25 protein-coding genes are annotated in these 26378 nt (G+C 60.5%); 12 read left to right on the top strand and 13 right to left on the bottom strand.

The window, feature by feature from the left end; genetic code table 11:
* Positions 1-94 precede the first annotated feature (94 nt).
* Entirely contained in the window at positions 95-1855 is a 1761-nt protein-coding gene (locus ABAC402_RS27315; RefSeq protein ID WP_162148511.1) for a type I secretion system permease/ATPase, read from the top strand.
* Entirely contained in the window at positions 1855-3258 is a 1404-nt protein-coding gene (locus tag ABAC402_RS27310) for an HlyD family type I secretion periplasmic adaptor subunit (RefSeq protein ID WP_023448891.1), read from the top strand. Before ABAC402_RS27315 ends, ABAC402_RS27310 begins: the two co-directional genes overlap by 1 nt.
* Before the next feature lie 362 nt (positions 3259-3620).
* Here the strand turns inward: ABAC402_RS27310 and ABAC402_RS27305 are convergent, their stop codons facing one another.
* The 3 genes from ABAC402_RS27305 to ABAC402_RS27295 form a co-directional block, all read right to left on the bottom strand.
* Positions 3621-3860 carry a hypothetical protein gene (locus ABAC402_RS27305; protein ID WP_023448889.1) on the bottom strand — a complete coding sequence of 80 codons (240 nt, stop codon included), beginning with the start codon at positions 3858-3860 and terminating at the stop codon, positions 3621-3623.
* Between the two features lie 44 nt (positions 3861-3904).
* A complete protein-coding gene (locus ABAC402_RS27300; protein WP_023448888.1) occupies positions 3905-4747 on the bottom strand; it encodes a DeoR/GlpR family DNA-binding transcription regulator in 843 nt (280 codons plus the stop codon).
* 150 nt (positions 4748-4897) lie between these two features.
* Positions 4898-6286, bottom strand: a complete 1389-nt coding sequence (locus tag ABAC402_RS27295) for an FGGY-family carbohydrate kinase (protein WP_023448887.1) — start codon at positions 6284-6286, stop codon at positions 4898-4900.
* A gap of 435 nt (positions 6287-6721) precedes the next feature.
* Between ABAC402_RS27295 and ABAC402_RS27290 the strand changes: the two genes are divergently transcribed.
* From ABAC402_RS27290 to ABAC402_RS27280, 3 genes are all read left to right on the top strand, one after another.
* Positions 6722-8815 carry a bifunctional rhamnulose-1-phosphate aldolase/short-chain dehydrogenase gene (locus tag ABAC402_RS27290; RefSeq protein WP_023448886.1) on the top strand — a complete coding sequence of 698 codons (2094 nt, stop codon included), beginning with the start codon at positions 6722-6724 and terminating at the stop codon, positions 8813-8815.
* 160 nt (positions 8816-8975) lie between these two features.
* Entirely contained in the window at positions 8976-10301 is a 1326-nt protein-coding gene (rhaI, locus tag ABAC402_RS27285) for an L-rhamnose catabolism isomerase (protein ID WP_023448885.1), read from the top strand.
* A gap of 511 nt (positions 10302-10812) precedes the next feature.
* Positions 10813-11556 (top strand): DUF1961 family protein, encoded by a 744-nt coding sequence (locus ABAC402_RS27280; protein ID WP_023448884.1) that lies wholly within the window; start codon positions 10813-10815, stop codon positions 11554-11556.
* A 267-nt stretch (positions 11557-11823) separates the two neighbouring features.
* On the opposite strand, the gene ABAC402_RS27275 is transcribed toward ABAC402_RS27280, so the two are convergent.
* From ABAC402_RS27275 to ABAC402_RS27260, 4 genes are all read right to left on the bottom strand, one after another.
* A complete protein-coding gene (locus ABAC402_RS27275; protein ID WP_023448883.1) occupies positions 11824-12108 on the bottom strand; it encodes a hypothetical protein in 285 nt (94 codons plus the stop codon).
* Positions 12109-12281: 173 nt separating this feature from the next.
* On the bottom strand, positions 12282-13058 hold the full coding sequence (locus ABAC402_RS27270; protein ID WP_023448882.1) for a GIN domain-containing protein: 777 nt from the start codon (positions 13056-13058) through the stop codon (positions 12282-12284).
* 21 nt (positions 13059-13079) lie between these two features.
* Positions 13080-13640, bottom strand: a complete 561-nt coding sequence (locus ABAC402_RS27265) for a DUF1700 domain-containing protein (RefSeq protein WP_023448881.1) — start codon at positions 13638-13640, stop codon at positions 13080-13082.
* A 2-nt stretch (positions 13641-13642) separates the two neighbouring features.
* Positions 13643-13987, bottom strand: coding sequence for a PadR family transcriptional regulator (locus tag ABAC402_RS27260; protein ID WP_031235362.1), 345 nt, complete (start codon positions 13985-13987; stop codon positions 13643-13645).
* Positions 13988-14157: 170 nt separating this feature from the next.
* Here ABAC402_RS27260 and ABAC402_RS27255 point away from each other — a divergent pair, with 170 nt between their 5' ends.
* Entirely contained in the window at positions 14158-15132 is a 975-nt protein-coding gene (locus ABAC402_RS27255) for a DNA polymerase beta superfamily protein (RefSeq protein ID WP_031235361.1), read from the top strand.
* 97 nt (positions 15133-15229) lie between these two features.
* Here ABAC402_RS27255 and ABAC402_RS27250 read toward each other — a convergent pair whose 3' ends face one another.
* A complete protein-coding gene (locus ABAC402_RS27250; protein WP_023448878.1) occupies positions 15230-16510 on the bottom strand; it encodes a S41 family peptidase in 1281 nt (426 codons plus the stop codon).
* Positions 16511-16620: 110 nt separating this feature from the next.
* On the opposite strand from ABAC402_RS27250, the gene ABAC402_RS27245 reads away from it, so the two are divergent.
* On the top strand, positions 16621-17076 hold the full coding sequence (locus ABAC402_RS27245) for an Lrp/AsnC family transcriptional regulator (protein ID WP_023448877.1): 456 nt from the start codon (positions 16621-16623) through the stop codon (positions 17074-17076).
* Positions 17077-17140: 64 nt separating this feature from the next.
* On the opposite strand, the gene ABAC402_RS27240 is transcribed toward ABAC402_RS27245, so the two are convergent.
* The 3 genes from ABAC402_RS27240 to ABAC402_RS27230 all read right to left on the bottom strand — a co-directional run bounded on the left by ABAC402_RS27240 (position 17141) and on the right by ABAC402_RS27230 (position 19719).
* On the bottom strand, positions 17141-17317 hold the full coding sequence (locus ABAC402_RS27240; RefSeq protein WP_155847340.1) for a hypothetical protein: 177 nt from the start codon (positions 17315-17317) through the stop codon (positions 17141-17143).
* A 102-nt stretch (positions 17318-17419) separates the two neighbouring features.
* Positions 17420-17851, bottom strand: a complete 432-nt coding sequence (locus ABAC402_RS27235) for a response regulator (RefSeq protein ID WP_023448875.1) — start codon at positions 17849-17851, stop codon at positions 17420-17422.
* 104 nt (positions 17852-17955) lie between these two features.
* Positions 17956-19719: a M48 family metallopeptidase gene (locus tag ABAC402_RS27230; RefSeq protein ID WP_023448874.1), complete on the bottom strand. Its 1764-nt coding sequence runs from the start codon at positions 19717-19719 to the stop codon at positions 17956-17958.
* A 231-nt stretch (positions 19720-19950) separates the two neighbouring features.
* On the opposite strand from ABAC402_RS27230, the gene ruvC reads away from it, so the two are divergent.
* From ruvC to ABAC402_RS27205, 5 genes are all read left to right on the top strand, one after another.
* A complete protein-coding gene (gene ruvC, locus ABAC402_RS27225; protein WP_031235359.1) occupies positions 19951-20493 on the top strand; it encodes a crossover junction endodeoxyribonuclease RuvC in 543 nt (180 codons plus the stop codon).
* Positions 20493-21098 carry a Holliday junction branch migration protein RuvA gene (gene ruvA, locus ABAC402_RS27220; protein WP_023448872.1) on the top strand — a complete coding sequence of 202 codons (606 nt, stop codon included), beginning with the start codon at positions 20493-20495 and terminating at the stop codon, positions 21096-21098. The genes ruvC and ruvA overlap by 1 nt, the downstream gene beginning before the upstream one ends.
* A 2-nt stretch (positions 21099-21100) precedes the next feature.
* A complete protein-coding gene (ruvB, locus tag ABAC402_RS27215; RefSeq protein WP_031235358.1) occupies positions 21101-22135 on the top strand; it encodes a Holliday junction branch migration DNA helicase RuvB in 1035 nt (344 codons plus the stop codon).
* Between the two features lie 454 nt (positions 22136-22589).
* On the top strand, positions 22590-23144 hold the full coding sequence (locus tag ABAC402_RS27210) for a sigma-70 family RNA polymerase sigma factor (protein WP_023448870.1): 555 nt from the start codon (positions 22590-22592) through the stop codon (positions 23142-23144).
* Positions 23137-23775: an NrsF family protein gene (locus ABAC402_RS27205; RefSeq protein WP_023448869.1), complete on the top strand. Its 639-nt coding sequence runs from the start codon at positions 23137-23139 to the stop codon at positions 23773-23775. Before ABAC402_RS27210 ends, ABAC402_RS27205 begins: the two co-directional genes overlap by 8 nt.
* Positions 23776-23911: 136 nt before the next feature.
* Here ABAC402_RS27205 and ABAC402_RS27200 read toward each other — a convergent pair whose 3' ends face one another.
* Entirely contained in the window at positions 23912-25147 is a 1236-nt protein-coding gene (locus ABAC402_RS27200; RefSeq protein WP_023448868.1) for an ROK family transcriptional regulator, read from the bottom strand.
* 188 nt (positions 25148-25335) lie between these two features.
* Positions 25336-26334 (bottom strand): hypothetical protein, encoded by a 999-nt coding sequence (locus ABAC402_RS27195; protein WP_023448867.1) that lies wholly within the window; start codon positions 26332-26334, stop codon positions 25336-25338.
* Between the last annotated feature and the right edge of the window lie 44 nt (positions 26335-26378).

The following is a 26378-nucleotide window of genomic DNA, read 5'->3' as shown; positions in this document are numbered from 1 at the left end:
TGTTGAAGCTTGCACAGGCACCGTCTTATCAGGTATGACACTTTCACCTTTTATGAAGCTGTATTTCCAGTACCCAACTGATATAACGGTCGCCATGATTTCAGCTCTCTCCCGAATCAAGATCAACCCGATCATGGCCGGCGCCTTAAAACAGTGCCGCGCGCATTTTATAAATGCGGCCGTGTTCAGTTTCTTCATCAACATGCTCAGCCTGGCGCCGACCCTGTACATGCTTCAGGTCTACGGCCGTGTCGTGTCGACGGGCAGTATGACCACCCTTCTTTACATTACGCTGATGCTGATCGTTTCGCTGATTGCGCTGTCCTTTCTGGACAGTGTGCGCTCGCGACTGCTGATGCGGTCGGGCATGCGGCTCGACAAGGTCCTGGCCGGCGACGTGCTCAACCATCTGTATGCCCGTATCGGCAACGGCCGTCAGGCAACCAACGCTGCCCTGCTGCGCGAATTCGACACCTTCAAGCAGACCCTGTCGGGACAGGGCATGGTTGCCTTGTTCGACTTGCCATGGATCATCCTCTTCGTCGGCCTGTGTTTCATCCTGCACCCGGTGCTCGGCTGGATGACGGTCGGCGGCGGTGTCGCTCTGGGTATTATCACCTGGCTCAGCGAGCGTGCTTCGTACCGCTACATCACCCAGGCGGCCGAAAACATGCAGAAGGCCTATGCCCGCCAGGAAGCCACCACCCAGCGCGCCGATGTCGTCCGCGCCTTGGGTATGCGCCGGGCCCTGGTCAACCAGCAACTGGACGAGCGCCATTCGGCACTTGAGGACCAGGTCAAGGCCAATCTGAGCGTCGGCGGTTATGCCACCAGCTCGAAATTCCTGCGCCAGTTGCTGCAGTCGATTTCGCTCGGTGTCGGCGCCTACCTTGCCGTCCAGCAGGAAATCTCAGCCGGTGCCATCTTCGCTGCCTCGCTGTTGATGGCCCGTGCCCTGATGCCGATGGAACAGGTTATCAGCAACTGGCGCAGCCTGATCCGTGGCTACAACGCTTTCCGCACTATCGACAAGGCCCTGGCCGAAGACCCCACCAAGTCGGTGACCAGCCTGCCGCGCCCCAAAGCCGTTCTGGAGGTCGAAGGCCTCAGCATCGTCCATACCGAGCAAAAGGCCTATATCCTCCAGAACATTACCTTCCGGGTCGGGCCGGGTGAAATGCTGGGCATTGCCGGGGTGTCCGGCGCTGGCAAGTCGACCCTGGCCCGCGTCCTGGTCGGCTGCGACGGTTACGAAATTGGCGCGATCCGCGTCGACGGTGCCGAGCGCAAGGACTGGGACCCCGAGGTCCTGGCCAAGTATATCGGCTATCTGCCCCAGGATCCAACCCTGTTCCCTGGGACGGTACGCGACAATATCTGCCGCTTTGAGCCCGGCGACTCAGATGAGATCGACGAGGCCGTGATCGCGGCGGCCAAACTTGCCGGCGTCCATGACATGGTGCTGCAGTTATCCAATGGCTACAATACTGTGCTGAACATGAACGGTCAGGGGCTGTCAGGCGGCCAGGCCCAGCGCGTCGCCCTGGCGCGCGCCCTGTACCGCGACCCACCAATCCTGGTGCTGGATGAACCCAATGCCTATCAGGACCAGGCCGGTGAAATCGCCCTGATCAACGCCATGAACGGCGTCTGCGCCCGTGGCGGCGCCGTCATTGTCATCGCCCACCGCGCCATGGTCCTGGACCGCGTTACCCGCCTGATGATGCTGGCCAACGGCCGCGTCGCCTTCCTGGGGACACCGGCGCAATATGCTGAGGCCATGAAGAAACAACAGACCGCTAACGCCACGCCGACGAGCCTGGCGCCGATTACCGGCGGAAAGGCAGCCAACTGATGCCCGATAGCTCGAACTTCGATACGATGGATAAACCACAGAACGATTCCAAGCCGCCCGCCGGTGGCGGCATCGGCGCTCTGCTCGGCTTTGGCAAGTCCGGCTCCGACGATCCCAGCAGGGACATTCGTTTCGGTATGGCGGTCGTTTTCATCTTCTTCGTGGTCCTGATGGGCTGGGCGACTTTTGCCCGGGTGGACGCCGCTGTCTATGCCACCGGCCAGATCGCTGTCGTCGGCAACCTCCAGGAAGTGGCGCACAAGGAAGGTGGCATTATCGCCGCCCTTCACGTCAAGGAAGGCGAAATGGTCCGCAAGGGCCAGGAGCTGATCACGATGTCCGGCGATGAAACCGAAGCCAATGCCAATGCCTTAATGGGGCAGTATATCGACCTGAAGACGCGCGAGGCGCGCCTTCTTGCCGAACAGGGGCAGCGTGCCGGTTTCTCTGAGCCCGTCGAGTTTGCCGACCTGCCGGAAGCCTTCCGTCCGCTGATCAATGACACGATGGACATTCAGCGCAAGACCATGGCGTCGAACCGTACCTTCCTGGCGTCGCAGATGTCGGTCCTGCAGCAGCGCGTCAAGCAAAGCGAGCAACAGATCGTCGGCAACCAGGAGCAGATGACGGCGAACCAGACCCGCCAGGCCCTGACCAAGGAGGAGTTGACAGGCGTCGAGGACCTCAACGCCCGCGGCTATGCGCCGACGACGCGTGTGCGTGCCCTGCAGGAATCGGTGGCTGGCATGGAAGGCGAGTATGGCGCCCTGAGAGCCCAGGTTGCCGGCGCCCAGGCCCAGATCGGCGAGACCCAGATGCAGGCCGTCGGTATCCGCAAGCAGTATATCGACAACGTCATGACCGACCTGAACGACACCCAGGGTCGCCTCAAGACAATGGAACCGCAACTGGTTGCTGCCCGCGCGGCCTACGACCGGTTGCACGTCCGTGCCACGGCCAGTGGAAAGGTGATGGGCCTGTCGGTCTCTACCGTCGGCGGTGTGATCCAGCCCGGCCAGAAACTGCTGGACATCGTGCCCGAAGCCACGCCGCTGGTCATCAAGGCCATGGTCCCGGCGCGGAACGGTAATGACATTCATCCGGGCCAGATCGCCCAGGTTCGCTTCATTTCGCTACATGAGCACAGCGCGCCGATCCTGGAGGGAAAGGTACTCGATGTGTCGGGCGATGCCTTTACCGACAAGGAAAGCGGCAACACCTTCTACACGGCGCGGGTTCAGATCAGCCCGGAAACCCTCGCGACCCTGTCGCGAATGGGAACCGAGCAGTTGAAGCCTGGCTTGCCGGTCGAGGTAGTGGTTCCAATGCGCGAGCGCACGGTGCTGCAGTACATCCTCGAGCCGCTGAACCAGTCGCTGTGGAAGACATTCCGAGAGTCGTAAGCTTGATAACATTGAGCCAACAAAAATCCCGGATGGTTCGTCCGGGATTTTTTTGTTCGCAAATTTGCTAAACTGGCTCTTCAATGAAGCCGCGATCGCCAGCGGTAGTCAAAAAACCTTTGGCCGTTTTGTATGTCTCCGGCAGAGATGATTTCGTCCAGGGTCCAATATCGCGCGGTATAGTCATCCTCGGCCACGCCGCTGAACTTCGTTAGCATGACCGTAGTGAACGCTTCAACCTCAAGGTCGCCGGAGTGCCGTCCGGAAATATCAGCGATAACGCTAGAGCGCGATGAGTTTTGATGGAATCAAAATCCCGCTCTAGGTTTTTGTTTTGTCGCGCAATTTTTCCGAAAAGTGCGTCACACTTTATCGGATTGCGCTCTAATAGAAGGCATCAAGCCCAGCCGACGCTCCAACTCTGAAAGTTTGTCGGGTCCGGCCTCTTCGAGAAGATAGGTATAGAAATTGAAGTATAAACACGGGTCATTGTTAGACAACGCGACCCAGGGTGGGCCGGCCTGAGTGGGATATTGCGTTTCAAGGAAGGCGCTGACTTCGGCTTCCGTGGTTTCTATCAAATGCACGATCACGCTGCGCATACTATCAGCTCCTGATCCAACGGTGACGCCCGCGTCACCAATAGCTACCGCGGCAACGGCACCGGCGTATTACGGTCTTCGGCCGTGCGCTCGGCGATACGTACATCGATCCCCGCCGCCTTCAGCCACTCCACCGCATCCGGCGCAATGCCGTCGTCGGTAATCAGCACATCGATCTTGCTCAGCGGACATACGGCGAGTGAGCCCGAGGCATTGATCTTACTCGAGTCCGCCAGCACGATGATTTCGTTGGCGCGCTCTATCAGCCGCCGTTCGGACTGGACCAGCAGGCCATCGGTTTGCAGCAAGCCGTTGCGCGTGATCGCTTGACAGCCGATAAACATCCGCGCCGCGGTGAAATGCTGCAAGATGCCGTCCTCGTAAGGGTTGAGGATAATGCTTTGTTCCCGGAAGAACTCGCCGCCGGGCAAGGTCACCCGCACCCGCGGCCGGGCGATCAGGCCCTGCAGGATGGCGATCGAGGTGGTGAGCACATGGTAGGGCTCGTTCGGCATCATCGATGCCATGGTATAGGTGGTGGTGCCGCCGTCGATGATCATTGACAGTCCGGGCGTCAGGAATTCCAGGGCAGTGCGGGCGATAGCGCGCTTGGCCGGGGCGTGGCTGATAACGGTATCGAGGAAGCCCGGCTGGCCTTGCAGGCCCTCGCTGCGCCGTTCGTCCGCCGCCTGCTTGTAGGCCTTGCTTTCTGCGCGCATAGCGCCGCCACGCACCCGCAAGAGATAGCCCAGGCCGTCCAGCTCGTTCAGGTCGCGGCGGATGGTGGCCGGCGAAACGCCTAAACGCTCGGTCAACTCGTCGACCGAGGTGACGCGGTCAGGGCTGAGTTCGTCGATTATCCGCTTCCAGCGATCCTGAAAATGCATGCGTCCCTGAACCCCGTTTGCGCGAATCGGTCCGCGCGATGATCGATATTGATCGATTTATAGGGAAGTCCAAGAGATTTGTCGATAAAGCCGGATGCCAAAAAGTGGATTGCCAATTTTTGGAAACAATTTGAGCCATGAGAAAAAGCGTCAGGCTGCGAGTTCTGCGGAAACCCGGCCTCGCCATAGCTCACGGAAACGACGTATGTCGTCGCGCAGGACGGGCGTTACCAACTGGCGGATGCGGGCCTGGGGCGCCGGGCGGTCGTAGAAGGCAAGACGCGCTGCCCCAAGGGACACGGCATTGCGGCGGTCCTCGACCACGACCGGGCCGGGGCGCAAGGCCGCGATCAGTCCGCAAAGCAGGGCATTACCTGCCGCCGGACCTTCGATCAGAAGCTGGTCGGAGGCCCGGACCAGATCGAGACAGGCCGACGTCATCAGGGCGACATAGAGTAGGCCCCGCGCCGCACGTTCCTCCGCGCTTTCGCCAAGCGAAGGAAGGGTGGCGTTCAGACCGGGGCAGACGCCAGGCCCTTCCAGGAAGACCGGGAGGCCAGACGTACCTTTGCGCATCACGGCGCACAGGGCGGCTTCATCGACCACGACTCCGTTGCCCATAAAGCTGTCATAAACGCGGCCGCCCATAAAGCGGGCGCAGGGTACCGGCCGGCCGAAGACGTCAACATTGGCCAGGCAGTCGCGGTGCGACACCAGGTCGTCCGCCGAGGCGCCAGGCGCCATGGCGATAAACCAGGTTCCGGTTGACAACAGGGCCGGCGGATCGGTGTCGCTGCCGATTATGATGCTGGCGAGGGCGGCATTCGTGTCGTGGGCGCCGACGCAGACCTTTACCGAGGGCGGCAGGCCTGCCGCCGCCGCAATATCGCTTCGCAGGGTAGCGACGGGCTCCCAGGCGGGGTGCATTTCCGGAAAGCGGTCGGCCCAACCTTGTTTCACGGCCAGCGACGAGAAATCCTTGCGTTCCGGGCACCACAGGTCAGTGTGGCAGCCCATGGAGGTGACTTCGTTGCAAAGCGCGCCGCTCAGCCGCCAGGCCCAGTATTGTGGATAGTTAAGGATCCAGCGCACTCTGCCGAACATCTCCGGCGCGCGGCGGGAATGCCAGAAGATCTGGCTGCCCAGGTTTAAGCCCAACGGCAGTGACGGCGACTGGGTCTCGTCGAAGCCAGGGCGGATGCGCGTGTAAGCGCGGACATATTCCGGCGGCACAGCGGACTCGTAGTCCTGAATCGGCTGGACCAGCTTGTGTTCATCGTCGAGGAAGGCACAGGTGGCACCGTGAGTGACGGGAATGATCCGATCGATGAAGTATTGGCTGCCCAGGTCACGCAATTGCTCGATCAGCCAGTCATGCAGGGTGTCAACAGCGAAGGCGCGATAGAGGAGGGCGTCGAAGTGGGGGATGGCGCGCCGGCGCTCGGTCCAGACCACGCCTTCGACATCGACCACGCTGACCTTGGCGAAGGTCTTGCCAACATCGAAAACGACGCACTTGCCCTGATGCTTCTTTGGCATGTCTTCCCGTTTCAACCCTGTACCATGGTCATTGCGGGTTGCCCCGTCCACGCCTGGCTTTTTTATTTGTATGACTATATCTTAAGTGTGCCGTAAATCAACCCTTTGTGACACCGGTGACACCACAGAGGCGAAGTGCGCCATTTCGGTAACGGCGGCGTATTCTCTATGCCGCGTATCACTTTGCCGCGTATCACTTTTTCGCTGCGCGGCCTCCGGCGAAAACCGTGCGGCCGTGGGACGCAGCATCTGGTAGGTAGGATTCGCATCAGCTTGATCGACTTTGACGAAAGTTCTCAAATGTGCGCAATTCATCCCACAATGTGGCAAAAAATGCAGAAACAGGCCGCTTTCGGTCATCATTTGCGATTGATCGTAAGCGATTGAGACTGTATCTAAGTAGGAAGGGCACAGATACGGGTTGGGATTTTAGGCATGGGTGTGTCTCGGGTAGCACCGCAGGTAGACGTTTTTCCGAAGGACGTCGCGGTATGGAATAGCGCTTATCATGCCGGCCTGTCGCCGACGCAAAGCCTGGTTTACCGCTCCAACCTGCTCGGCCGCGACGCCACCGTCACCAATTTCGGCGGGGGCAACACCTCCGCCAAGATCGTTCAGCCTGATCCGCTGACGGGCGAACCGGTCGAAGTCCTGTGGGTCAAGGGTTCCGGCGGCGATCTCGGCTCCATGAAGCTCGATGGTTTCGCCACCCTATATCTCGATCGCGTACGCAGCCTGGAAAAGCGCTATCGCGGGCTGGCTCATGAAGACGAGATGGTCGACCTGCTGCTCCATTGCGGTTTCGGCCTCAATCCGCGCGCGGCCAGCATAGACACGGCGCTGCATGCCTTCCTGCCCCATACCCATGTCGATCATCTTCACCCCGATGCCGTCATTGCCATCGCCGCTGCCGAAGACTCCGAACGCCTGACGCGTCAGGTCTATGGCGACAGTTTGGGCTGGATTGGCTGGCAACGTCCGGGCTTCGATCTTGGCCTGCGTATTCGCGACGCAGTTGCGGCCAATCCTCAATGGCGTGGCATGGTCATGGCCGGCCACGGTCTGATCTGCTGGGGAGACACCTCGGAAGCCTGCTATCGCAACAGCCTCAGGCTGATCCGCCGCGCCCAGGACTATATCGACGCACGCGCAGTTGCCAGACCGGTCTTCGGCGGCGTCCGGATTCGCCCGCATACGGCCGCCGAGCGCGCCGCCCTGTTCACCCGGCTGACACCGGTGCTGCGCGCCAAGTTCAGTTTTTCACAGCTGAAACTAGCTCATGTAAGCGACAGCCCCGTTGTGCTCGACTTCGTCTGTTCGCACGACCTCGACCGTCTGGCGGCTATGGGGACCTCCTGTCCAGACCATTTCCTGCGCACCAAGATCCGTCCTTTGGTGCTGGATGCTGACGCCGACGACGCTGCCATCGATCAGGCGCTTGAGGCCTATTGCGCCGGTTACCGCGCCTATTATCAGCGCTGCAAACGCTCCGACAGCCCACCTATCCGCGACGCCACTCCGGTGGTGGTACTGGTGCCGGGCTACGGCATGCTGACGTTTGCCGCCGACAAGGCGACGGCACGGATCGCGGCCGAATACTATGTCAATTCCATCCAGGTGATGCGCGGCGCCGAAGCCCTGGACCGCTATGTCGCCCTTCCCGAGCAGGAAGCCTTCGACATCGAATACTGGCAGCTCGAGGAGGCCAAGCTACGCCGCCAGCCCACGCCCGGCCTGTTCGCCGGCCAGGTCGCCTACATCACCGGCGCGGCGGGTGGTATCGGCCGAGCCATCGCCGAAGCCGTGTTACAGCGCGGCGGCCATGTGGTCGTAACCGATATTGACGGCGGCCGGCTGGAAGCCCTGCGCTCAGATCTGGCGGCGGCGCATTCGGCCGACCGGGTGCGTGCCTTCGAAGCCGATGTGACCGACGAAGCTGCGATCTTAGAGTCCTTTAACTACACAGCGACGCAGTTCGGCGGCGTTGACCTGTTCGTCGCCAATGCCGGCATAGCTTCCGCGGCATCGATCGAGGAAACCACTTTGGAGTTGTGGCGGCGCAACTTCGCCGTCTTGAGTGACGGCTATTTCCTCGCTGTGCGTGAAGCCTTCAAGGCCATGAAGCCGTTAGGCGGTTCGATCGTTTTCGTCGGCTCCAAGAACGCCCTGGCGCCGTCGGTCAATGCCTCGGCCTATTGTTCGGCCAAGGCGGCGGAACTCCACCTGGCGCGGTGCCTCGCTCTGGAGGGTGCACCACACGGTATCCGTGTTAATGTCGTCAACCCCGATGCGGTCATTCGCGGTTCGCACATCTGGAACGGCGCGTGGCGGGCAGAGCGCGCGGCCGCCTACAATCTCAAAGACGCCGATATCGAGGACTTTTACCGCAATCGCAGCCTCCTTAAGCGTTCGGTTCTTCCCGAAGATGTCGCCGAAGCTGTCGTTTTTCTCGCCTCGTCGGCAGCGTCCAAGTCGACGGGCAATATTCTCAATGTCGATGCCGGCAACGCCATGGCCTTTACCCGTTAACGACAAACGTGGGCGTTAACTGAGCAATGTCGCATCCGTGTAACGGTACAGGTGGTCTGAACCTTTGGTAGCGTAACCACATTAAAGGTGTTGAATTGACGAAAAGCCGAGTTCGCGCGATGGTCTGAAAAAAACGGGCAAAAATCGGGATTGGACTGACATGGGCTTTCTGGCCGTCGACAAGCACATCGCAATCATACCGCAAGACGCCATTGCACGCGCCAATGCCAAACTGATGGATGCCCACCTGGCTGATTACGACGCTTTGGCTGCCCGGCTGTCTCGGGTGAACATCGACATCGAGCTTGTCGTCGAGAAGCTGATAGCCTTTTCGGTCGGATTGCCATCCTGGGGCATGGTCTCCGGTGGCACGCGTTACGCCCGCTTTCCACTGCCGGGTGAGCCGACCAATGTCTTCGAAAAGGTCGAGGACTGTTCGGTGGTCAATCAACTGACAGGCCTGACGCCGCGTGTGTCGCTGCATTTGCCGTGGGACAAGTGCGACGATTACGACGCCCTGCGTCAGTACGGCCAAACCCTGGGCATTGGTTTCGACGCCATCAATTCCAACACCTTCCAGGACCAGAGCGGTCAAAAGCGGTCCTACAAGTTCGGTTCGTTGTCGCATTCGCAGATGGCGACCCGCCAGCAGGCCATCGAACACAATTTCGAATGCGTCGAGGTCGGCAAGACGCTGGGTTCCAAGGCACTGACAGTCTGGATCGGCGACGGCTCGAACTTCCCCGGCCAGGTCGAGTTCACCGACACGCTGGAGCGCTACCTTGAAAGCCTGGGCACGGTTTATGGTGCTCTGCCGGACGACTGGCGGTTGCTGATCGAGCACAAGATGTACGAACCGGCCTTCTATTCGACGGTGATCCAGGACTGGGGCACCTCGATCCTGTGCGCCCAGGCTCTGGGGGACAAGGCGCAGTGTCTGGTCGATCTGGGCCATCATGCGCCCAACGTCAATATCGAGATGATCGTGGCCCGCCTGGCTCAGTTCGGCAAGCTGGGCGGTTTCCATTTCAACGATTCCAAGTACGGCGACGACGATCTCGATTCCGGATCGATCAACCCGTTCCAGTTGTTCCTGGTTTTCAACGAACTGGTTTCGGCCGAGAAGCGTGCTAAAAAGCACGGCACGCGCTTTACGCCGTCCTACATGATGGATCAGTCGCACAATGTCACCGATCCGATCGAAAGCTTGCTAAACTCCGCGCGCGCCATTGCCGGCGCCTATGTCAAGGCGCTGATCGTCGACCGTGACGGCATGCGCGCCTATCAGGAAGACAACGACGTCATCATGGCGCACAACTGCTTGCGCCAGGCCTTTGAGTCCGACGTCCGCGCTGCTCTGGCCATGGCGCGGGTGAGAATGGGCGGCGCTATCGACCCCATCGCGGCTTATCGCGAAAGCGGCTACCGGGCGCACAAGGCCGAGACTCGCAAGGCGCGCACCGAACTGGCCGGCGGTATCGTCTAGAACGGGATGTGTTTTGATGGAATCAAAACTCCGATCCAAGTTTTTGTTTTGTCACGCAATTTTTCCGAAAACGGGAGCGCCGGTGCGGTGGCGTCACACTTTATCGGATTGCGCTCTAGAGCGGGATGAGTTTTGATGGAATCAAAATCCCGCTCTAAGTTTTTGTTTTATCGCGCAATTTTTCCGAAAAGTGGTGTCCACTTTATCGGATTGCGCTCTAGGCGCCCCCCCTGGCTCCTCGCAAAAGCTCGGGCGGCCAGAAACGTACGCTGGCGGCCTTGCCAACCCGCAGTGTGTCAAGACTTACGCGGGTTGGTATCATATAGAATTGACCTTTGGGAGGAGAGGGCATGGCGGGTGGGAAGGCTGGCACAAAAACGCCTGCGCCAGCAGGTTTTGGCACGCCGCTTGATTAAGGCGGGTCCTGCTCCCTTTTTTATGGACCCGCGGCGCTTTCCTCAGACAAGCTTTTTAGATATCACTGACCACCGCTTTTGTAGAGGTCGCTGTTATGCTGGATCGTCGGAGTTTTGTGATCGCAGGCACTGTCCTCGCCGCCCAACCCGCGTTTGCAACCGGCAGCGTGATCTACGCCAATCCACTTGCCAAACCCTCCGATGTCGCCAACTGGAAGCTGGAAGGTGAGGCCTTGGTCGATTTCGACACGGGCAGGATGCGCCTGAAAAACAAACTTACCCCCGACCAGGGCCAGGCGTCTAACTTCGTCTTCTGGTGCCCGGAGCGTTTCGACAGTGATGTTGAGATTAGCTGGACCTTTCGTCCGCTGGCCGAACCGGGTCTGGCCATCCTGTTCTTCCATGCCGCCGGCGTTGGTGGCCAGCACATACTCGATCCTTCTCTGAAAGCGCGTACCGGCATCTATGAACACTATACGCAATCGGATGTCGCTGCCCTGCAGATCGCCTATTTTCGCCGCCGGTGGCCGGAAGAACGCGCCTTCCATGTCTGCAATCTGCGCCGGGCGCCGGGGTTCGAACTGCTGGCTCAGGGCGCCGATCCTTTGCCGGATGTCAAGGACATGACGGACGAGCCCTATCGCATGAAACTGCTGAAAACTCAGACCGGTGTATGGTTCTCAATCAACGATTTGCCGGTTGTGGCATGGCGGGACGACGGCGAAAAGCCCATGCCACAGGGGGGCAGTGTGGGCTTTCGTCAAATGGCGCCGCTGGAAGCGCTTTACAGCCATCTGGAAGTCCGGCGAGTCACTTATACCAACCCTCATAAAGAATGACGCTTGGTATTTGCGTTTTTTCAACTCAAGCGCCGGGCTAGAGCGGGACAAGTTTTGATGGAATCAAAATCCCGCTCTAAGTTTTTGTTTTGTCGCGCAATTTTTCCGAAAACGGGAGCGCCCGTGCGGTGGTGTCCACTTTATCGGATTGCGCTCTAGTTTCTCACCGGCCTTTGGCCCTCCCCTTTGGATGAGGCAGGCCTGTTTTCCTGACTGGAAAAATCTAATAAAATCAGTGATTTTCTAGGCGGTTTCTTGCTGGATTGCTTATTGCGCTGGCGTAATGGGTTGAACCGGCGTGGGGGCAGGCTCTGTTGCCGGAGCCGTCTGTGCTGGCGGATTGGCGGCGTTATCCGGTGCAATCAGGACCGGAACCTGTTCGATGATGGTCCGGTCGGTCGTGCTGGTATTGGTTTCGGACGTTGTGGTGACCGGGTTGTTCATAAAAAAGACCGCGCCGATGATCAGCGCTGCCAATACGACGAGCGCCAGCACGATGATCGCCGTACCGTTGCCGTTTTCGGTTGAGTTGTTGTAGCCGGTGTTAGCCATGATGCGTACTCCTTCACAGGATAGTGACGAAGTGAGCTTAGGGAAGCTGGTGCAAAATCGCGCTGCCCTAGTGGCACTGCTTACGTAAGGTTATGATCAACCGCAAGGGCGCTGACGCGCGACGGGGTTTGGGGCCCCAAACCGCAAACCCCAAATCCCGTAACGCGTCAGCGCTATTCCTGGTGGACCTCGCCGGCACCGGAAATATCTGTGCTCACGCTGGCCGCCTTCGTCTTCAGCGTCACGTCGCCCATGCCCGACACGTCCACCGCCACCTTGCCGGTCGCCGAGATATCGGCATCACCCGCGCCGCTGATGCTGATATCGGCATCCACAGCCTTCAAGGCTTCGAGATTGGCGTCGCCATTGCCCGAGATATCGAGCTCCAGCGCATCGGTCCGGCCAAAGGCCTCGACCTCACCGGCGCCGGAAACGCGCAGATCAAGCTTCGGCTGGTCGTAACCATGGATCGTCAGGTCACCCGTACCGGCAACTTCGAACTGTTTGACCGAAGGGGCGGTGATGGTGACGCGGATACTGTCGTCGCCGCCATCGATGTCCAGGCCGTGTCCGTTGAGTTTGAGGCTGATCGTCTTGACGACACCCGGGCCGTCCTTCAACGACAGCCGGCCGTTTTCCAGGGTCAGCCGCTCGACCAGCGACTTAGGGCCCGTCGCAGTGACCGACACGGTCGGCCCCTGAGTGTAGACGACCTCGACCGGCGCCGAAATCGTCAAGACCTCGCCTCCGGCCCAGGCCAGGGTGCGGGTCTCGACCGGTTCCGGCTTGACAGCCTCGTCCTTGCGGACCCCGAAGTGGTTATCGTTCTCGCTGAACGAAAGGCTATAGCCGTCGCTAATGTCATGGCCGGCGATGCTGGCCGCGGCGGTGAGACAGACCAGGGCGATAGCAGTGCCGAAGCCCGTGACGAGGAGTAGAGTGCGGATCATGATGTTTCCTCCGGATTCGGTTCAGTTTTCGAGTGCGGGCTTCAGCACGCGGTAGTGCAGGCGGCCGTACCAGATCAGGCCGTTGACCAGCCAGACGCTGAGGACGGCGGTTAAGGCGCCCAGCGCGGCAGCGCCGGCCATGACGCCGACCCCGCCCAACATGGCGGCGGCAACCCCACCCGGCAGCGGAGTGAAAGGCCCGGCAGCGAACAGAACGCCCCCGGCGATAAAGATGCCAATGGCGGCGGTAAACACCCCGATCAGCGTCCCGACGACCCCGCCCAAAATCGGCAGCAGCACCAGGATATCCAGGGCGCCCAGTCCGATAATGCCCAGGATTGCCCCAGCGGCGGATGACGGTGACTTGGCCGACTCCCAGTTCTTCATGCCGGCCTCGGCCTTCAGCTCACGGGCAAGGCGGCCCGGATCACCAAGCGCGGCAGCCACTTCGGCCTCGCTGCGGCCAGCCGCCGCGGCTTCGGCAAAGTGCGCCTCATAGTCGGCCACGATGTCGGCAATGGCCTCGGCCTTCAAACCCTTAAGGCCGGCCTTCAGCCGTTCAATGAATTGATCTTTCGTCATTCTCAGGCCTCCTGGGTGACGGTGAGTGTGGGGTCCAGCAGGGCGTCGACGGCATCGGTGAAACCGCGCCATTCGGAGCTCTGGTCCTGCAACGCGCGGTGCCCGGCGCTGGTCAGGCGGTAATATTTGCGCGATGGACCCGCCGAGCTTTCGACCAGGTAGGTATCGACCAGGCCGTCAGACTGCATCCGCCGCATCAGCGGGTAGATCGTGCCTTCGCCCATGCCGATGGCATCGGACAGACGTGAGGCGATCTCATAAGCGTAGCTTTCGCCACGGGCCAGCACCGCCAGCACGCACAGGCCCAGCACGCCTTTCTTCATTTGAATGTCTATGGTTTCAGGCATTGGCCCTCCATCCGTTATAGCCGGGACCATCCCCGGCGTTGAACTGTGTATAAAACAAGCTACCTTCCAACGCAAGGTACTGGTACATTAAATGATAGTAAGCTTTGACAGGTAGCTTGTACCGCAAGGAACTATGGCCTTTTGCAGCGGGTTCGGGCATGGAGAAGCCCATGAAAACACTCGTTGAAATGAAATTCGGCTCGCACCTGTACGGCACGGCGACGCCGCAGTCGGACCTGGATATCAAGGCTGTCTACCTGCCCGATGCGCGCGATATCCTGCTGCAGAGGGTCAAGCCGTCGGTCAACATCGTTCGTGAGAAGTCCCGCGGTGAGAAGAATACGGCTGAAGACATCGACTTCGAAGCCTACAGTCCGGCCAAGTTCCTAGACCTCCTGGCCGAAGGCCAGACCGTGGCGCTGGACATGCTGTTCGCGCCGGCGGACATGATGCTGTCAACGCCCGATCCGGTCTGGTCGGAGATCAAGGCCCTGGCGCCGCGCCTGTTCAGCCGCAAGACTACGGCCTTCGTCAGCTATTGCCGCCAACAGGCGCGCAAGTATGGCGTTAAGGGTGCGCGCTTGGCGGCCGTCCGACTGGCGCTGGACGGCCTGACCGCCATCGAGGACAGCTACGGCGCCAATACAAAGCTGGGGGTTGCCGAAGCCGAAATTCGCGACCTTGCCGCCTCCCACGACCTGTTGGATATCGTCGTGCTTCCGCATCCCGACGGGAATCCGGCGACCTATTTCGACGTTGCCGGCAAGAAGGCGATCTTTTCGGCCTCTATCAAGGGCGCGCGCACCATGGTGCAAAACCTGTTCGACGAATTCGGCGCCCGCACCCGCGCGGCGGAAGACAATCAAGGCGTCGACTGGAAGGCCATGACCCATGCGGTCCGCATCGCCGACCAGGCGATCGAGTTCCTCGATACCCGCCAGATTACCTTTCCGCGCCCCAATGCGGCGCATTTGCTGGCGATCAAGCGCGGCGAGATTCCTTATGCTTCGGTTGCCGAGGAGATCGAAAACCTTCTGACGGAGGTCGAAATGGCGGTGGCTCGTACAACCTTGCCCGAAACCGTTGACCGCGACCAAATAGACGACTTCATCGTTGATCTTCACCAGCAGATTGTTTCCGGATAAAGCGGCTATTTTTTACCTCTCCCCGTTTACGGGGAGAGGACGAGAGCGGAACGAAGTCAACGCGATCGGCGCGGGGCGGCGAGCCTGAGGGGCTTCCTTATCTTGTCTTCAACGACGGGTCGCCCACCCGGATCCGCTCCATCAAGCCCAACACCGCCGCTGCATGTCCCTGCGGCCCATACAGGTCCAGAACCACATCCGGAGCGATTCCCTTGCCTTCGGGCACAAAGCCCGACGGATCCCGGTAAATCTCCGCCGACATGGTTACCTCCCAACCCTCGCCCAACGGTTTGACAATCTGGTCGGACAAGGCGCCGCGCGTCGTCGTTCCCACCTGGACCACATTCGGCAGGGCCTTCAACTGCAATACGCCTGTCTCACCTGCGCTGACGGTGATGTCGCTGGTCAGCACATAGACTGGACCAAGAAAGCGCGAGCGTTCCGATGGCACCGTATAGACAGCTTGCGGCTCAGTCTGAGGACTGCCAGCCGGACCCCGGGTATAGGCCAGCCTTTGCTCGTTCGCAAACCGGGGCGCGATCGCTTGCGCGACGCGGTCGTAGCCGCCGCGATTGTTGCCCAGATCGACAATGACCGCGCGTTGGCCCTGGAAAGCTGACATGGCTTCGTCGAGGATGGTGTCCAGCACGCCAGTATCATAGTCTTCGGCCTCGCTATCGAACGCGCCCATTGTCATGATGTTGATATAGCCTATATCACCGTTGACGCCCCAGAAGACGCGCTTATTGCCGACGTGATGCCCCTGGGCCAACAGAATGTCGTTGAGGATACCGTCGCGATATCCACGCAGCCATGCTTTCTGGGCCTCGCCGTCGCCGATCCGTTCCAGAGTAAGAGCTTCGCCAGCCGTGAATGTGCGCTCGCCGGCATGGACCTCGCTGTGGGTGTCATCCAGGACGCCATAGACCTGAGTCAGGGCCTTCCACAGGTCCGTGTCATTCGTGACCGGCCCAATATCATCTATAGCCTGGTCCAGATCGATGCCTCGCGCTTCCAGCGGATACCAGGCGCGCAAATTTGCGATAACAAAGTCGAGCTTTTGCTGTGGTGTCAGCGGGTTGCCCTCGGCGCAGGCGGAGGGCACGGCGGCAATCCGGTCAAAGATGTAGCGCGTGCCGCCGGCCTCGCCACTGAAGGCCACACGATCCGCCGCGACCTCCTGGTAGACAAGGAACTGTTCGTCGGGATCGCCACCGCGCGGGTCTTTGACGCACATACCGTTTGCCTGGTGATACAGGTTAGTTTGGCCATGTTTCAGGTCCAGAACATAGCCATAGCCCTGGGACTGCCAGACGCCCGACATCTGGGGGGCTTGGGCGACATTCGCAAAGGGTGAAGCAAGAAGAAACAGGGCCATGGAGAGCATGGCGCCACCCTACCTGAAAGCCATTGACCATGCGCAGCGATTTTCGCCATTCTTGTTGCGAATTTAATTGCCAAGTGCTTGTTCTGTGGCGAAATGCGCCGATGGACGATTTTGACCGCAAACTTCTTGGTATCATGCAAAGTGACTGCACCCTGTCCCATGCCGAGATGGGGCGGCAGGTGTCGCTGTCAGCCTCGGCCGTACGACGGCGCTTGGCGGCTCTGCGCACCTCCGGCGTCATTGCTGCGGAGGTTGCTGTGTTGGGCTCGGCGGCCCAAACCGGCATTACCGTGATCACCAGCGTGGCGTTCGAACGCGAAACCCCAGCCGTCTATGACGATTTCCGCGCCCGCATGCGCGGTGACGCGAATGTATTGCAATGCTATTCAGTCGCCGGCCAGGCCGATTTTATCCTGGTGGTCGCCGCTTTCAGCCTGGAGGCTTACGAGGCCTGGGGCGAGCGCGTCCTATTGGCCGACCCGGCCATCCGCCGCTACGACAGCTACGTCGCCTGGTCGACGACCAAGTTCACCACTCGGCGTCCCGTGTTCGAATAGGCGGCGGAATTTCCCAGATTGAACTTGCGTTGGCCCTACCGGGCTTATGCTACCGATCGCCAGTTCAAGCCCGCAGTGTGTCGGCCCTTTGCCGGATCGCCGTATTCAACCGGTCCAGTTCCGTTGCCAGCCTGGCCACGCCAGGCTGCGTCGCCTGTTCCAGCAGGGCGTGCACAAGCCGGGTCGTACCGTCTTCGTACAGAGTGATGATCTCATCCTGGGCACGGACCAATTGACGCAACGCCTTGGCCTGAGAGCGCAATCCGATAAAGTGTGCAGCACTTTTCGGATAAATTGCGCGACAAAACAAAAACTTAGAGCGGGGTATTGATTCCCTCAAAACTCATCCCGCTCTAGCGCGGAGGCGTGCGTCTTCGCGGGCATTGCGCAGGACATAGGCCAACTTGTAGGAAAGCACCCGCCAGTTCAGAGGCTTTTGCGCGAAAGCCGTCGCGCCGGCGGCAAAGGCGCGGTCTATGGCCTTCATGTCGTCGTGGCTGGTGATCACCACAATTGGCAGGTCGCTCAGATCTTCGTTGGCGCGGATTTGAAGGATCAGTTCGAAGCCGTCCATGACCGGCATATCGAGATCGACAAGAACCAGATCGGTTCCGCCCGCCTTCAACTTTTCGAGGCCATCGGCGCCATGGCAGGCGAGGTCTACCGTTACCCGGTCGGAGGACAATTCATGATGGGCGAACTCGCGCAGGATAGGATCATCGTCAACAACCAACAAACGCGCCGCTTCTAACCAGGTCTGATTGTCACCGTCCATAAAAGAGGGACTCCGGTAAGAAGATGCTCCGTACCAGTCATATCGTTCAATCGATTAAGATCGCTATAACACAGTTCAGGCGCCGAACCGTCATCCCATCGTTCTCAGGCGCCGAATCGGCTGGCATCCTTCAGCGCGTTGTCGGCCATGGCCTTGAGACCCGGATGTTCCGGCTTCAACGCCGACAGATCGGCGAAGACCTTGTGGGCTTTCTTGTACAGCGGGCCAGCCTGCGCGAAATCTCCGAGCATTTCCCGCGCCTGCGCCAGGCGGGCCAGGGTGATCGCATGCGATGAGCGAGCAGCGATGTCATCCGGCTTGAGATAGGCCGTAGTCTCGTGCAGGCGGCTGAGTTCTTCCAGAGCGTCGGCACCGCCGGCGACATTCCCCGCCTTCATTTGAAGGTCGGCAAAGGGCGTCAGCAGTTCTGTGCGAATGGCTGGATCGCTGATCACGCCCAGCGCCCGCCCGATGACAGGCAGCAGTTTGACCGTCTCGCCGGCCATCTGATAGCGCCGCGCCAAATAAAGATGGATATTGGCATCTTCCGGGTCCAATTCTGAGACGCGCGCATAGGCTTGCATGGCGCGGCTGTCGTCGCGACCCATATGCAGAGCGCCGTAGACGCGCCAAAGCTCGGCGGCCGGACCGCCATGGCCGTCATAAGCCAGGGCATCGGCATGGACCTGAAGCGCACTGGCGGCAGCGCCAAGGTCGCCTGAAGCGATCAAATCAAAAATTCTGCGGCTGTGGGCGTCCTTGTCGTAGTAAAGGTGCGCAACCCGCACGCTCAGCTCGTCGGCTGCGATGGTTCGCGTGGTATCCGGCCATACCGAAAGGGCGGTTTGGATGGCCTGGCGGATTTCCACTTCGCCGTTGATCGAAGGCGCTGCCTCGGTCGGGGCGGTATCGATAAATCGCATGGCAGACGAGATGACGGAATGGATATCGCTCTGGGGCGCCGGACGTAGCGTGGCGGTCGGCTCGGCCAGCAGGGCGAGTTCGAGCGGATCGCGAACCGCCTGCGTCACAGCTTCTGCCGTCGCGGTTGCGGCGGGCACGGTGATGTCCGGGCGGATCGGGATGACCTTGGCGCTTTCCTGAGCCCCTTCGGTAGCGGCACGGACCACGTTCAGGCCATGAGCTTCGGACAAGGCGGCATTGGGATCAAAGCCCGACGGGGCCTCGGCAGGCGTTCGGCTCATGAAAGAATCCGACGCATTGTCGTGAAAGATTGCCGGTTCCAGCGACGGCATCTCGGCCACCGGCGCCTCAGCAAACAGCGGCGCATTCACCGGTTCGCCATCGCGCGTACCTGAGTCGGCTGGCGGCGTCTGGATGGCGTTCAGGCGTTGGGCGTCGAACTTAAGGCTACCACGGGTATCGGCGCGCACATCTGATTTTTGGGGCATGACCGTCAGGCCTTCGGCGGTCGGCACATGCAGGTGATCATCGCCGCGGCGGTCTTCCGGTTGATAGGCCGTAAAATCGTTGACGGTCGCCAAGCCGGCGGGGACTTCGGCGGCAGCCTCCTGGCGCGGCGCCTTCTCGGCCAGTGTCTTCTCTGTAAGCGTCTTCTCTGTACGTGTCTTGGCAGGCTTGGGGCCAGAACGCGGCAACAGACTCAGGGCCGCTCCGATCAGGCCTATCGCCAGCAGAACTAGACCGCAGGCAAAGACACCGGCCCACATTATGGCGACACGCGCCCAACTGAACCAGTCGGAGGCGACATCCGTCGTAATGGGTGCCTCGCCCTGGACCGCGGCCAGGGCGCAGATAAGAACCGCCAGGATAATCAAGGCGATAAAAGGTGTTATCTTCCGCTTCACCGGAGGATAAGCCTCCAGGGTCGAACTCGTGCCGCTCATTCAGGCCCCCGTAACTGTAACCTTCATAAAACCTTAACCCGAGGTTAGGCGTTATGGCAATCTTAACTTCCAATTCCTGTGCCGGAATGATGAAATAAGGTCCGTGCCGCGACTGTTGTGCAACTTTCCGGCCAACGCCGCTACGGCACTGCGTGCGTGCTTTCTCGCTGGTTTTGATGATTTGTTGTAAAACTTGCTGACACTTTCACCAAATATGGCTAAATCGAACATATGATGAACAGAGTAGGTATGCGTGTCAGGATTCTAGGACTCGATCCCGGTCTGCGCCGACTCGGCTGGGGTGTGATCGATGCGGAAGGCGCGCGTCTGTCCTGGGTTTCGCACGGGGTGATCGAGCCGCCGCAGGGTGACGCATTGGCCGTGCGGTTGCTTAATCTGTTCGAGGGGGTGAATGCGGTCATTGCGCAGTGGCAGCCCGACGAGGCGGCCATCGAGGAGACCTTCGTCAATATGAATCCGTCCTCGACGCTGAAACTGGGCCATGCCCGGGCGGCGGCCATGCTGGCCCCCGCGAAAGCCGGGCTGGCTGTGGCGGAATATGCCGCGCTCGACATCAAGAAGTCGGTGGTCGGCGCCGGCCGGGCCGAAAAGGATCAGGTCTTGTTCATGGTCAAACGCTTGCTTCCCATGGCCGGCAAGGCCGAAGCCGGACTTGCCGCCGACGCCGCCGACGCCCTGGCCTGCGCCATCACGCACGCCCACAAACGCAAGATGAACGGGTTGAAAGCCGCGCTCAGCAGAGGCGCCGCCTGATGATTGGACGACTGCGCGGACCTTTGCTGGAAGTGGGTGACGAAGACGCGATCGTCGAGGCCGGCGGTGTCGGCTACATCGTGCGTTGCGGGGTCCGCACCCTGGCGGCCATGCCCAAGCCTGACGCAGAGATCCTCCTGCACATTGAAAGCCAGACGCGTGAGGACGGTACGCGGCTGTACGGATTCCTCAACAAGGACGAGCGTCAGGCCTTCCAGATACTGCTGACCGTCCAGGGCGTTGGCCCCAAGGCGGCCCTGTCCGTGCTCGATGTTCTGACCCCGGTACAACTGGCCCAGGCGGTGGCTCAGGACGACAAGGCTTCGGTTGGGCGCGCCAACGGCGTCGGGCCGAAACTGGCCCTGCGCATTGTCGTGGAGTTGAAAGGCAAGCCGCTGACAACGGCGGTTTTTGAGCCCGTCGCACTCAGACCTGACGAACCGCTGAAGCCAACGGTCAACGGCGAAAGCGTGGCGGCCCTCATGGGATTAGGAGTTTCGGAAACCCAGGCGCGTTTGGCCGTCGAAACCGCCCTGCGTGACCTGGGTGCCGATGCCGCCCTGCCGCTTGTGATACGCACGGCGTTAAAGAATTTGAGTAAGTGAGTATGGCAAGGTTAGTGTCTGGCGAATCTGAGGGTGACTTCGAAGAACGGGCGCAAGATCGCGCCCTGCGGCCGCAGACCTTCGACGACTTTGTCGGCCAGGCGCCATTGAAGGCCAATCTCAAGGTCTTTGTCGCCGCCGCCGCGCAACGCCGCGAGGCCCTGGACCATGTCCTGTTCTATGGTCCGCCGGGCCTCGGCAAGACCACCCTGGCTCAGATCGTCGCCCGTGAACTGGGAGTCGGATTCCGCGCGACCTCCGGTCCGGTCCTGGCCAAGGCCGGTGACCTGGCGGCGATCTTGTCGAACCTGGAACCTAACGACGTCCTGTTCATTGACGAAATCCACCGCTTGAGCCCGGTTGTCGAGGAAATCCTCTACCCGGCCATGGAGGACTACGTCCTCGATCTGATCATCGGCGACGGCCCGGCGGCGCGGACCGTGCGTATCGACCTGGCGCCGTTCACACTGGTCGGCGCGACGACGCGGGCGGGCCTGCTGTCAACGCCGCTGCGCGATCGCTTCGGGATTCCCTTGCGTTTGGAATTCTATACGCCGGAGGAACTGGTGCGCGTCGTTATGGGCACTGGCCGCAAGATGGGCGCCCCCCTGTCGGAAGATGGAGCGCTGGAAATCGCCTCCCGGTCGCGCGGTACGCCTCGCGTGGCCGGGCGGCTACTACGCCGGGTACGCGATTTTGCGGCGGCGGATGGGGTGGTGCTGATCGACCAGAAATCCGCCGCCAAGGCCCTGGCACGGCTTGAGGTCGATCCGGTCGGACTGGATCATTCCGACAGGCGCTATCTCAAGGCGCTGATCGAAAACTACGGGGGCGGGCCGGTGGGGCTTGAAACCCTGTCGGCTGCGATTGCCGAGGCCAAGGACGCGGTCGAGGACATGATTGAGCCCTATCTCCTGCAACAGGGTTTTATCCAGCGCACCCAACGCGGCCGCATGGCGTGCGCCCGTGCCTATCTCCATCTGGGCTTGACTCCGCCGGCAACGCCGGCCGGTCCAGCTGATTTGTTTGAGAGCTAAATCGAGAACTTTTGCCCTATTGTGCAACAAGGGAGGATGGAAGAACGCCAGGCCTTTGAACATCAAATGTGAACGTGTTCACGGCCTGGCGCGAGAACGCGACTTGCCCATGTTGTTGATAGGCGACGATTTTGTCCGCACGGATGTTACTCCAGAGCGGGATGCGCTTTGATGGAATCAAAGCCCCGCTCTAAGTTTTTGTTTTGTCGCGCAATTTTTCCGAAAGCGGGAACGCCCGTGCGGTGGCGTCCACTTTATCGGCTTGCGCTCTGGCCGCGCTGACCTTGACTCTATGCGAGGCGCCATCGGGGCCGACCCTGCGGTGCGGCCGGTGCGCAAAGGTTCACAAGCGCGTGCGATAATTTTTCGCTGGCATGACCGGTGCGGCACAGCTTAAATGCCGTTTCGGGGGTGTCGCCTTAAAAAGCGGCCTGATGGTGTAACCTTTACGGTCATGAACACGTATAATTCAGATGAATGGCAGGAATGGATGCGAGCGGCGCTTAGCGGCGACGCAGGATCCTACCGCAAGCTTCTGGCCGCCGTGCGGCCATGGCTCCTGTCCTATTACCGCCGCCGGCTGCATGGCGGCGACTGTGAAGATCTGGTACAAATGACCCTGTTGAGTTTACACGAAAAGCGCCACACCTTCGACGTTTCCGCACCCTTCATGCCGTGGATCGCGGCGGTCGCGCGCAACAAGCTGATCGACTATGTTCGAAAGGCGGGCCGCCATGTCCATATCGAGCTGGACGAGGCCATGGGCGTCGATGACGGCTTGCAACCGGATCTGGCGGCGCGCGACGTCAAGGTGCTGCTGGGTCGCCTGCCCGCTGATCAGGCTCGGATCATTACCCTGCACAAACTGAACGAACTGAGCGTTGAGGAGACGGCGGCCGCCACTGGCAAGTCGCCTTCCGCCGTCAAGGTCATCGTCCATCGCGGACTGAAAAAACTTCAGGCCATGGTCGGGATCAAGGCCAAGGTCGCCGGAGGCAGCGATGACTGACACCCTGATCGACGCGCTGACGCAAAACCTGAAGCCCGTAAAACCCTTGCGCGCCTGGCCGCTATGGCTGGGGGCCGGCGTCGGCCTGATCCTGGCCATGATTTATGTGGTGTATTTCTACCGTATGCGGCCGGAATTTACCGGCGCCCCGATGACCTTCATGTCAGTCGGAAAGCCGCTGCTTTTTCTTGTGACGGGAACAAGTGCGCTGTGGGCCGTCTCGGGCCTGGCGCGTCCGGAAGGCTGGCTGGAGTGGCGCCACGTCCTGCCGGTCGCGGCCATGCTTGTCGTGGTGGTTGGCGCCTTTGGGCTGGATATAGGGCGTTCTGGCGTGGCTGACCTGCGCGCCGATTTGGACGGCGGGGTCGGACTGTGCTATCTCACCATCCTGTGCGGCGGCGCCGCCGGGTTGATAGCTATGTGGCGGCTGTGGCTAAGGCGGACGGCGACCTCGCATCCGGTGACACTGGGCGCCATGGCGGGCCTGGCGGTCGGTTCGCTCATGGCCGCGGCCTATTCACTCCACTGCGACATGGATGCGCCCGTCTATCTCTTGCTGGTGTATGGTTTGGCGGTGGCCATTCTCACGGCTGCCGCGGCCATCATCGGCAGTCGCTTGCTGCGCTGGTAGTCACCCTACCGTCGCTGCAGCCACAGCCACATCGCGTAGCCCGGTTGCAGGGCCCACGCCGTTCTTGCCAGGGCCAGAGCGCAATCCGAAAACGGGGACGCCTGTGCGGTGGCGTAACACTTTGTCGGATTGCGCTCTAGTTGGTCTTCATCAGGGCTTCGCGAATGGGCAGAAAGCGATCGTTGAATGGCAGGATTCCCGCGCCGCGCGCCGCGGCATCGACGGCCAGTTCGGCGCGTTTGACCGGGGCTATGCTCTTGATGCGGTCGCCCATGGTCGCCATGCGGGCGTTTATCCGGGTGCACAGCTGTTCGATAAACCGCGCAGGCAGGCGGCCGCCGATGAAGTGGGCCTCCGGATTAATGGCGCAGTTCATCACCAGCAACGGCTCGAACAACAGGTCGGCGGCGCGATCCAGCCACGCTTCAACGCGGTCGATGGCCAACTGCGGCAGATGCTCCAACTCATCCGGGGTCGAGACGCGGAAACCGGCCTGGCCAAGATATTCGTACAGGGCATACAGGGACACCATGTCTTCCAGGGGGCGGGTCTGGCCGTTTTCGTCCTTGACCGGCAAGAAACCTATCTCGCCGGAACGGCCGTCGGCGCCGCGGTAATAATGGCCGTCGATAACGAGCCCGCCGCCCAGACCGGCCGAAATGATGGTGTAGATGAAACTGCGAGTCTGCAGGCCGTGACCGAACTGCATCTCGCCGATCGAGGCGGCGGCGGCGTCGTTTTCGACATAGACCGGCACCGGAACCATCAAGGCGTCGGCAACCAGCGAGGCGACATCGACGGTCGACCAGATTTCGTAGGCGTCTGGGCGGTTGGTAACCGGTACGCGGCCCAGATCGTCGGGAATTCCGATGCCGATGCCGATCAGGCGATCGATATCGATAGCGCGGCTCGAGACGATCTTGTCGACCTCGGCCTTGAAAAAGGCGATGACGTCCTGGGGCATAGCGAAGTGGACTTCGCGGCAGACCCGGGCGCGGACCTGGCCCACAAAGTCGAGCGCGACAATGGCGATGTGGTCGCGGTCGATATTCAGCCCGATCGAAAAGGCGCCGTCGGGGTTAACGACCAGCTTGGTCGCCGGCTGGCCGCGCCCGCCCAGCTGGCGGCCGGCCTTCAGAATCATGCCGTCATTGAGCAGACGCTTGGTAATGTTGGCTATGGCCGGCGCGGTCAGGCCGGTCAGGTCGGCGATGTCAGCGCGGGTGATCGGCGCGCCGGCGGCGCGCACGGCCTGAAGGGTCACACGCTGGTTATGATCGCCGGCGCGCTCGAGATTGGTGCCGGACAGAGAATCGCCAAGGGCATGGACGCGCGGCTCATTGCGGGGTGAGCCGTTCCGTTCGTCAGCCATGTAAACCCCCTCCTGGGGACGTCTTTGCGCCCCCTTGCGGGGGTTATTATCGTTTTGCAGGTCTGCGCCTGCTGGGTTCTTTGGCGGATTCGTCAGGCCATTCCTGTCCCGACGGGCATTTCGCCAGCACTACCTATAGGTCGTATCGCGATAAAAGGTAAGAAAAATTCGCAACCGGTTGAAAGCCTTTACTGTGCAAGGATTTCGCTGAACTCGTAAAGGTCGACTTTCTTCCGGCTCTCCGGGCCGAAGGCGAAGGCAACCGTTTTGACGCAGGTCGCTTCCTTCACGATGCCAGTGTCGATCGCCATACTATAATCGCAGTGCGTACTGATATCGACGAGGCTTGACTCCATTCCTGCGGCTAGCTGTTGTTCGATTTCGGTGCGGGCCGTGTCTGTCAGGTTAAGTAATTGTATGAAGCGGGGCAAAAAACCCGCCAGAAAGGCCCTCATGGAGTCGCTCGTGGGCGCATAATCGTAGGTCAGGCGGGCTGTATTTGTCGCCTCTCGCCATTCTGTCAACACGATGACTTCCCGGGCATCGAGGGTGGCATTGCCGATCGGGATGGAAATCTGACTGTCCCAGGAGATCGGCTCGTTCAACACCAGGGCCGTGTTTCGAGGCACGGCCAGATAGGCCTCATTGGCGAGGAAAAGCGGAGCGGCAGATTCATCTGTCATTTGTCCGAAAACGCTATCGGCGAAGGCGCGCATGCTAGCTTTTTCCTCGGGAATGACGGCGGCGGATGCGAAGACTTCGTAAACAAAATCCTTGAACGCCGGCCAATTTTCGATGCGGACGGGACGCAAGTTTTCGTCTGTTGTAAAGCTTACAGTCATGTCGCTCGCCGCTTTGGCGAGCGCGGCACTGCTCCGTTCGCTCATCGTCTGGGGTAACCGATCGCCGTCGGAGCTTTTGAACTGCGTGACTTTCCGGGTGATGGCATAGCCGCCGTCATCCTGGAGGGCGTAGTCCAGAGTGGCTACTTCCTCGGTAATCCGTGTCTCGGTCAGGTCCTTTCTGGTGCTGTTGCGTGTGATTTTCGCAGTCTGGACCATCCGACCGCTTTCGCCGATATTGAGCAGCAATTCATGATAGTTGGGATCGGAAGCATCTGTCTGGGCGATAGCCGGACCGGCCACCAAGGCCGCAAAACAGGCGGTAAGAGTCAGAAAACGGCGCACAAGTCAGATCCCCCCAAAAAAGTAAGCTAAACCCCGTGTGTCGG

The organism is Asticcacaulis sp. AC402 (genome assembly GCF_000495835.1).
Taxonomy (GTDB): domain Bacteria; phylum Pseudomonadota; class Alphaproteobacteria; order Caulobacterales; family Caulobacteraceae; genus Asticcacaulis.
The sequence above is the reverse complement of the archived record's forward strand: the minus strand, read 5'-3'. Positions and strand labels throughout refer to the sequence as shown.

What these genes read in the sequence shown, in the direction of transcription:
- ABAC402_RS27290 (WP_023448886.1), top strand. Translation starts at nt 6,722, where the DNA reads ATGGGTGTGTCTCGGGTAGCACCGCAGGTAGACGTTTTTCCGAAGGAC.
- ABAC402_RS27255 (WP_031235361.1), top strand. Translation starts at nt 14,158, where the DNA reads ATGAAAACACTCGTTGAAATGAAATTCGGCTCGCACCTGTACGGCACG.
- ABAC402_RS27200 (WP_023448868.1), bottom strand. Translation starts at nt 25,147, where the DNA reads ATGGCTGACGAACGGAACGGCTCACCCCGCAATGAGCCGCGCGTCCAT.
- ABAC402_RS27210 (WP_023448870.1), top strand. Translation starts at nt 22,590, where the DNA reads ATGAACACGTATAATTCAGATGAATGGCAGGAATGGATGCGAGCGGCG.
- ABAC402_RS27205 (WP_023448869.1), top strand. Translation starts at nt 23,137, where the DNA reads ATGACTGACACCCTGATCGACGCGCTGACGCAAAACCTGAAGCCCGTA.
- ABAC402_RS27230 (WP_023448874.1), bottom strand. Translation starts at nt 19,719, where the DNA reads ATGAGCGGCACGAGTTCGACCCTGGAGGCTTATCCTCCGGTGAAGCGG.
- rhaI (WP_023448885.1), top strand. Translation starts at nt 8,976, where the DNA reads ATGGGCTTTCTGGCCGTCGACAAGCACATCGCAATCATACCGCAAGAC.
- ruvC (WP_031235359.1), top strand. Translation starts at nt 19,951, where the DNA reads ATGATGAACAGAGTAGGTATGCGTGTCAGGATTCTAGGACTCGATCCC.
- ABAC402_RS27265 (WP_023448881.1), bottom strand. Translation starts at nt 13,640, where the DNA reads ATGACGAAAGATCAATTCATTGAACGGCTGAAGGCCGGCCTTAAGGGT.
- ABAC402_RS27245 (WP_023448877.1), top strand. Translation starts at nt 16,621, where the DNA reads ATGGACGATTTTGACCGCAAACTTCTTGGTATCATGCAAAGTGACTGC.
- ruvB (WP_031235358.1), top strand. Translation starts at nt 21,101, where the DNA reads ATGGCAAGGTTAGTGTCTGGCGAATCTGAGGGTGACTTCGAAGAACGG.
- ABAC402_RS27295 (WP_023448887.1), bottom strand. Translation starts at nt 6,286, where the DNA reads ATGCCAAAGAAGCATCAGGGCAAGTGCGTCGTTTTCGATGTTGGCAAG.
- ABAC402_RS27305 (WP_023448889.1), bottom strand. Translation starts at nt 3,860, where the DNA reads ATGCGCAGCGTGATCGTGCATTTGATAGAAACCACGGAAGCCGAAGTC.
- ABAC402_RS27270 (WP_023448882.1), bottom strand. Translation starts at nt 13,058, where the DNA reads ATGATCCGCACTCTACTCCTCGTCACGGGCTTCGGCACTGCTATCGCC.
- ABAC402_RS27235 (WP_023448875.1), bottom strand. Translation starts at nt 17,851, where the DNA reads ATGGACGGTGACAATCAGACCTGGTTAGAAGCGGCGCGTTTGTTGGTT.
- ABAC402_RS27300 (WP_023448888.1), bottom strand. Translation starts at nt 4,747, where the DNA reads ATGCATTTTCAGGATCGCTGGAAGCGGATAATCGACGAACTCAGCCCT.
- ABAC402_RS27260 (WP_031235362.1), bottom strand. Translation starts at nt 13,987, where the DNA reads ATGCCTGAAACCATAGACATTCAAATGAAGAAAGGCGTGCTGGGCCTG.
- ABAC402_RS27280 (WP_023448884.1), top strand. Translation starts at nt 10,813, where the DNA reads ATGCTGGATCGTCGGAGTTTTGTGATCGCAGGCACTGTCCTCGCCGCC.
- ABAC402_RS27315 (WP_162148511.1), top strand. Translation starts at nt 95, where the DNA reads ATGATTTCAGCTCTCTCCCGAATCAAGATCAACCCGATCATGGCCGGC.
- ABAC402_RS27310 (WP_023448891.1), top strand. Translation starts at nt 1,855, where the DNA reads ATGCCCGATAGCTCGAACTTCGATACGATGGATAAACCACAGAACGAT.
- ABAC402_RS27275 (WP_023448883.1), bottom strand. Translation starts at nt 12,108, where the DNA reads ATGGCTAACACCGGCTACAACAACTCAACCGAAAACGGCAACGGTACG.
- ABAC402_RS27250 (WP_023448878.1), bottom strand. Translation starts at nt 16,510, where the DNA reads ATGGCCCTGTTTCTTCTTGCTTCACCCTTTGCGAATGTCGCCCAAGCC.
- ruvA (WP_023448872.1), top strand. Translation starts at nt 20,493, where the DNA reads ATGATTGGACGACTGCGCGGACCTTTGCTGGAAGTGGGTGACGAAGAC.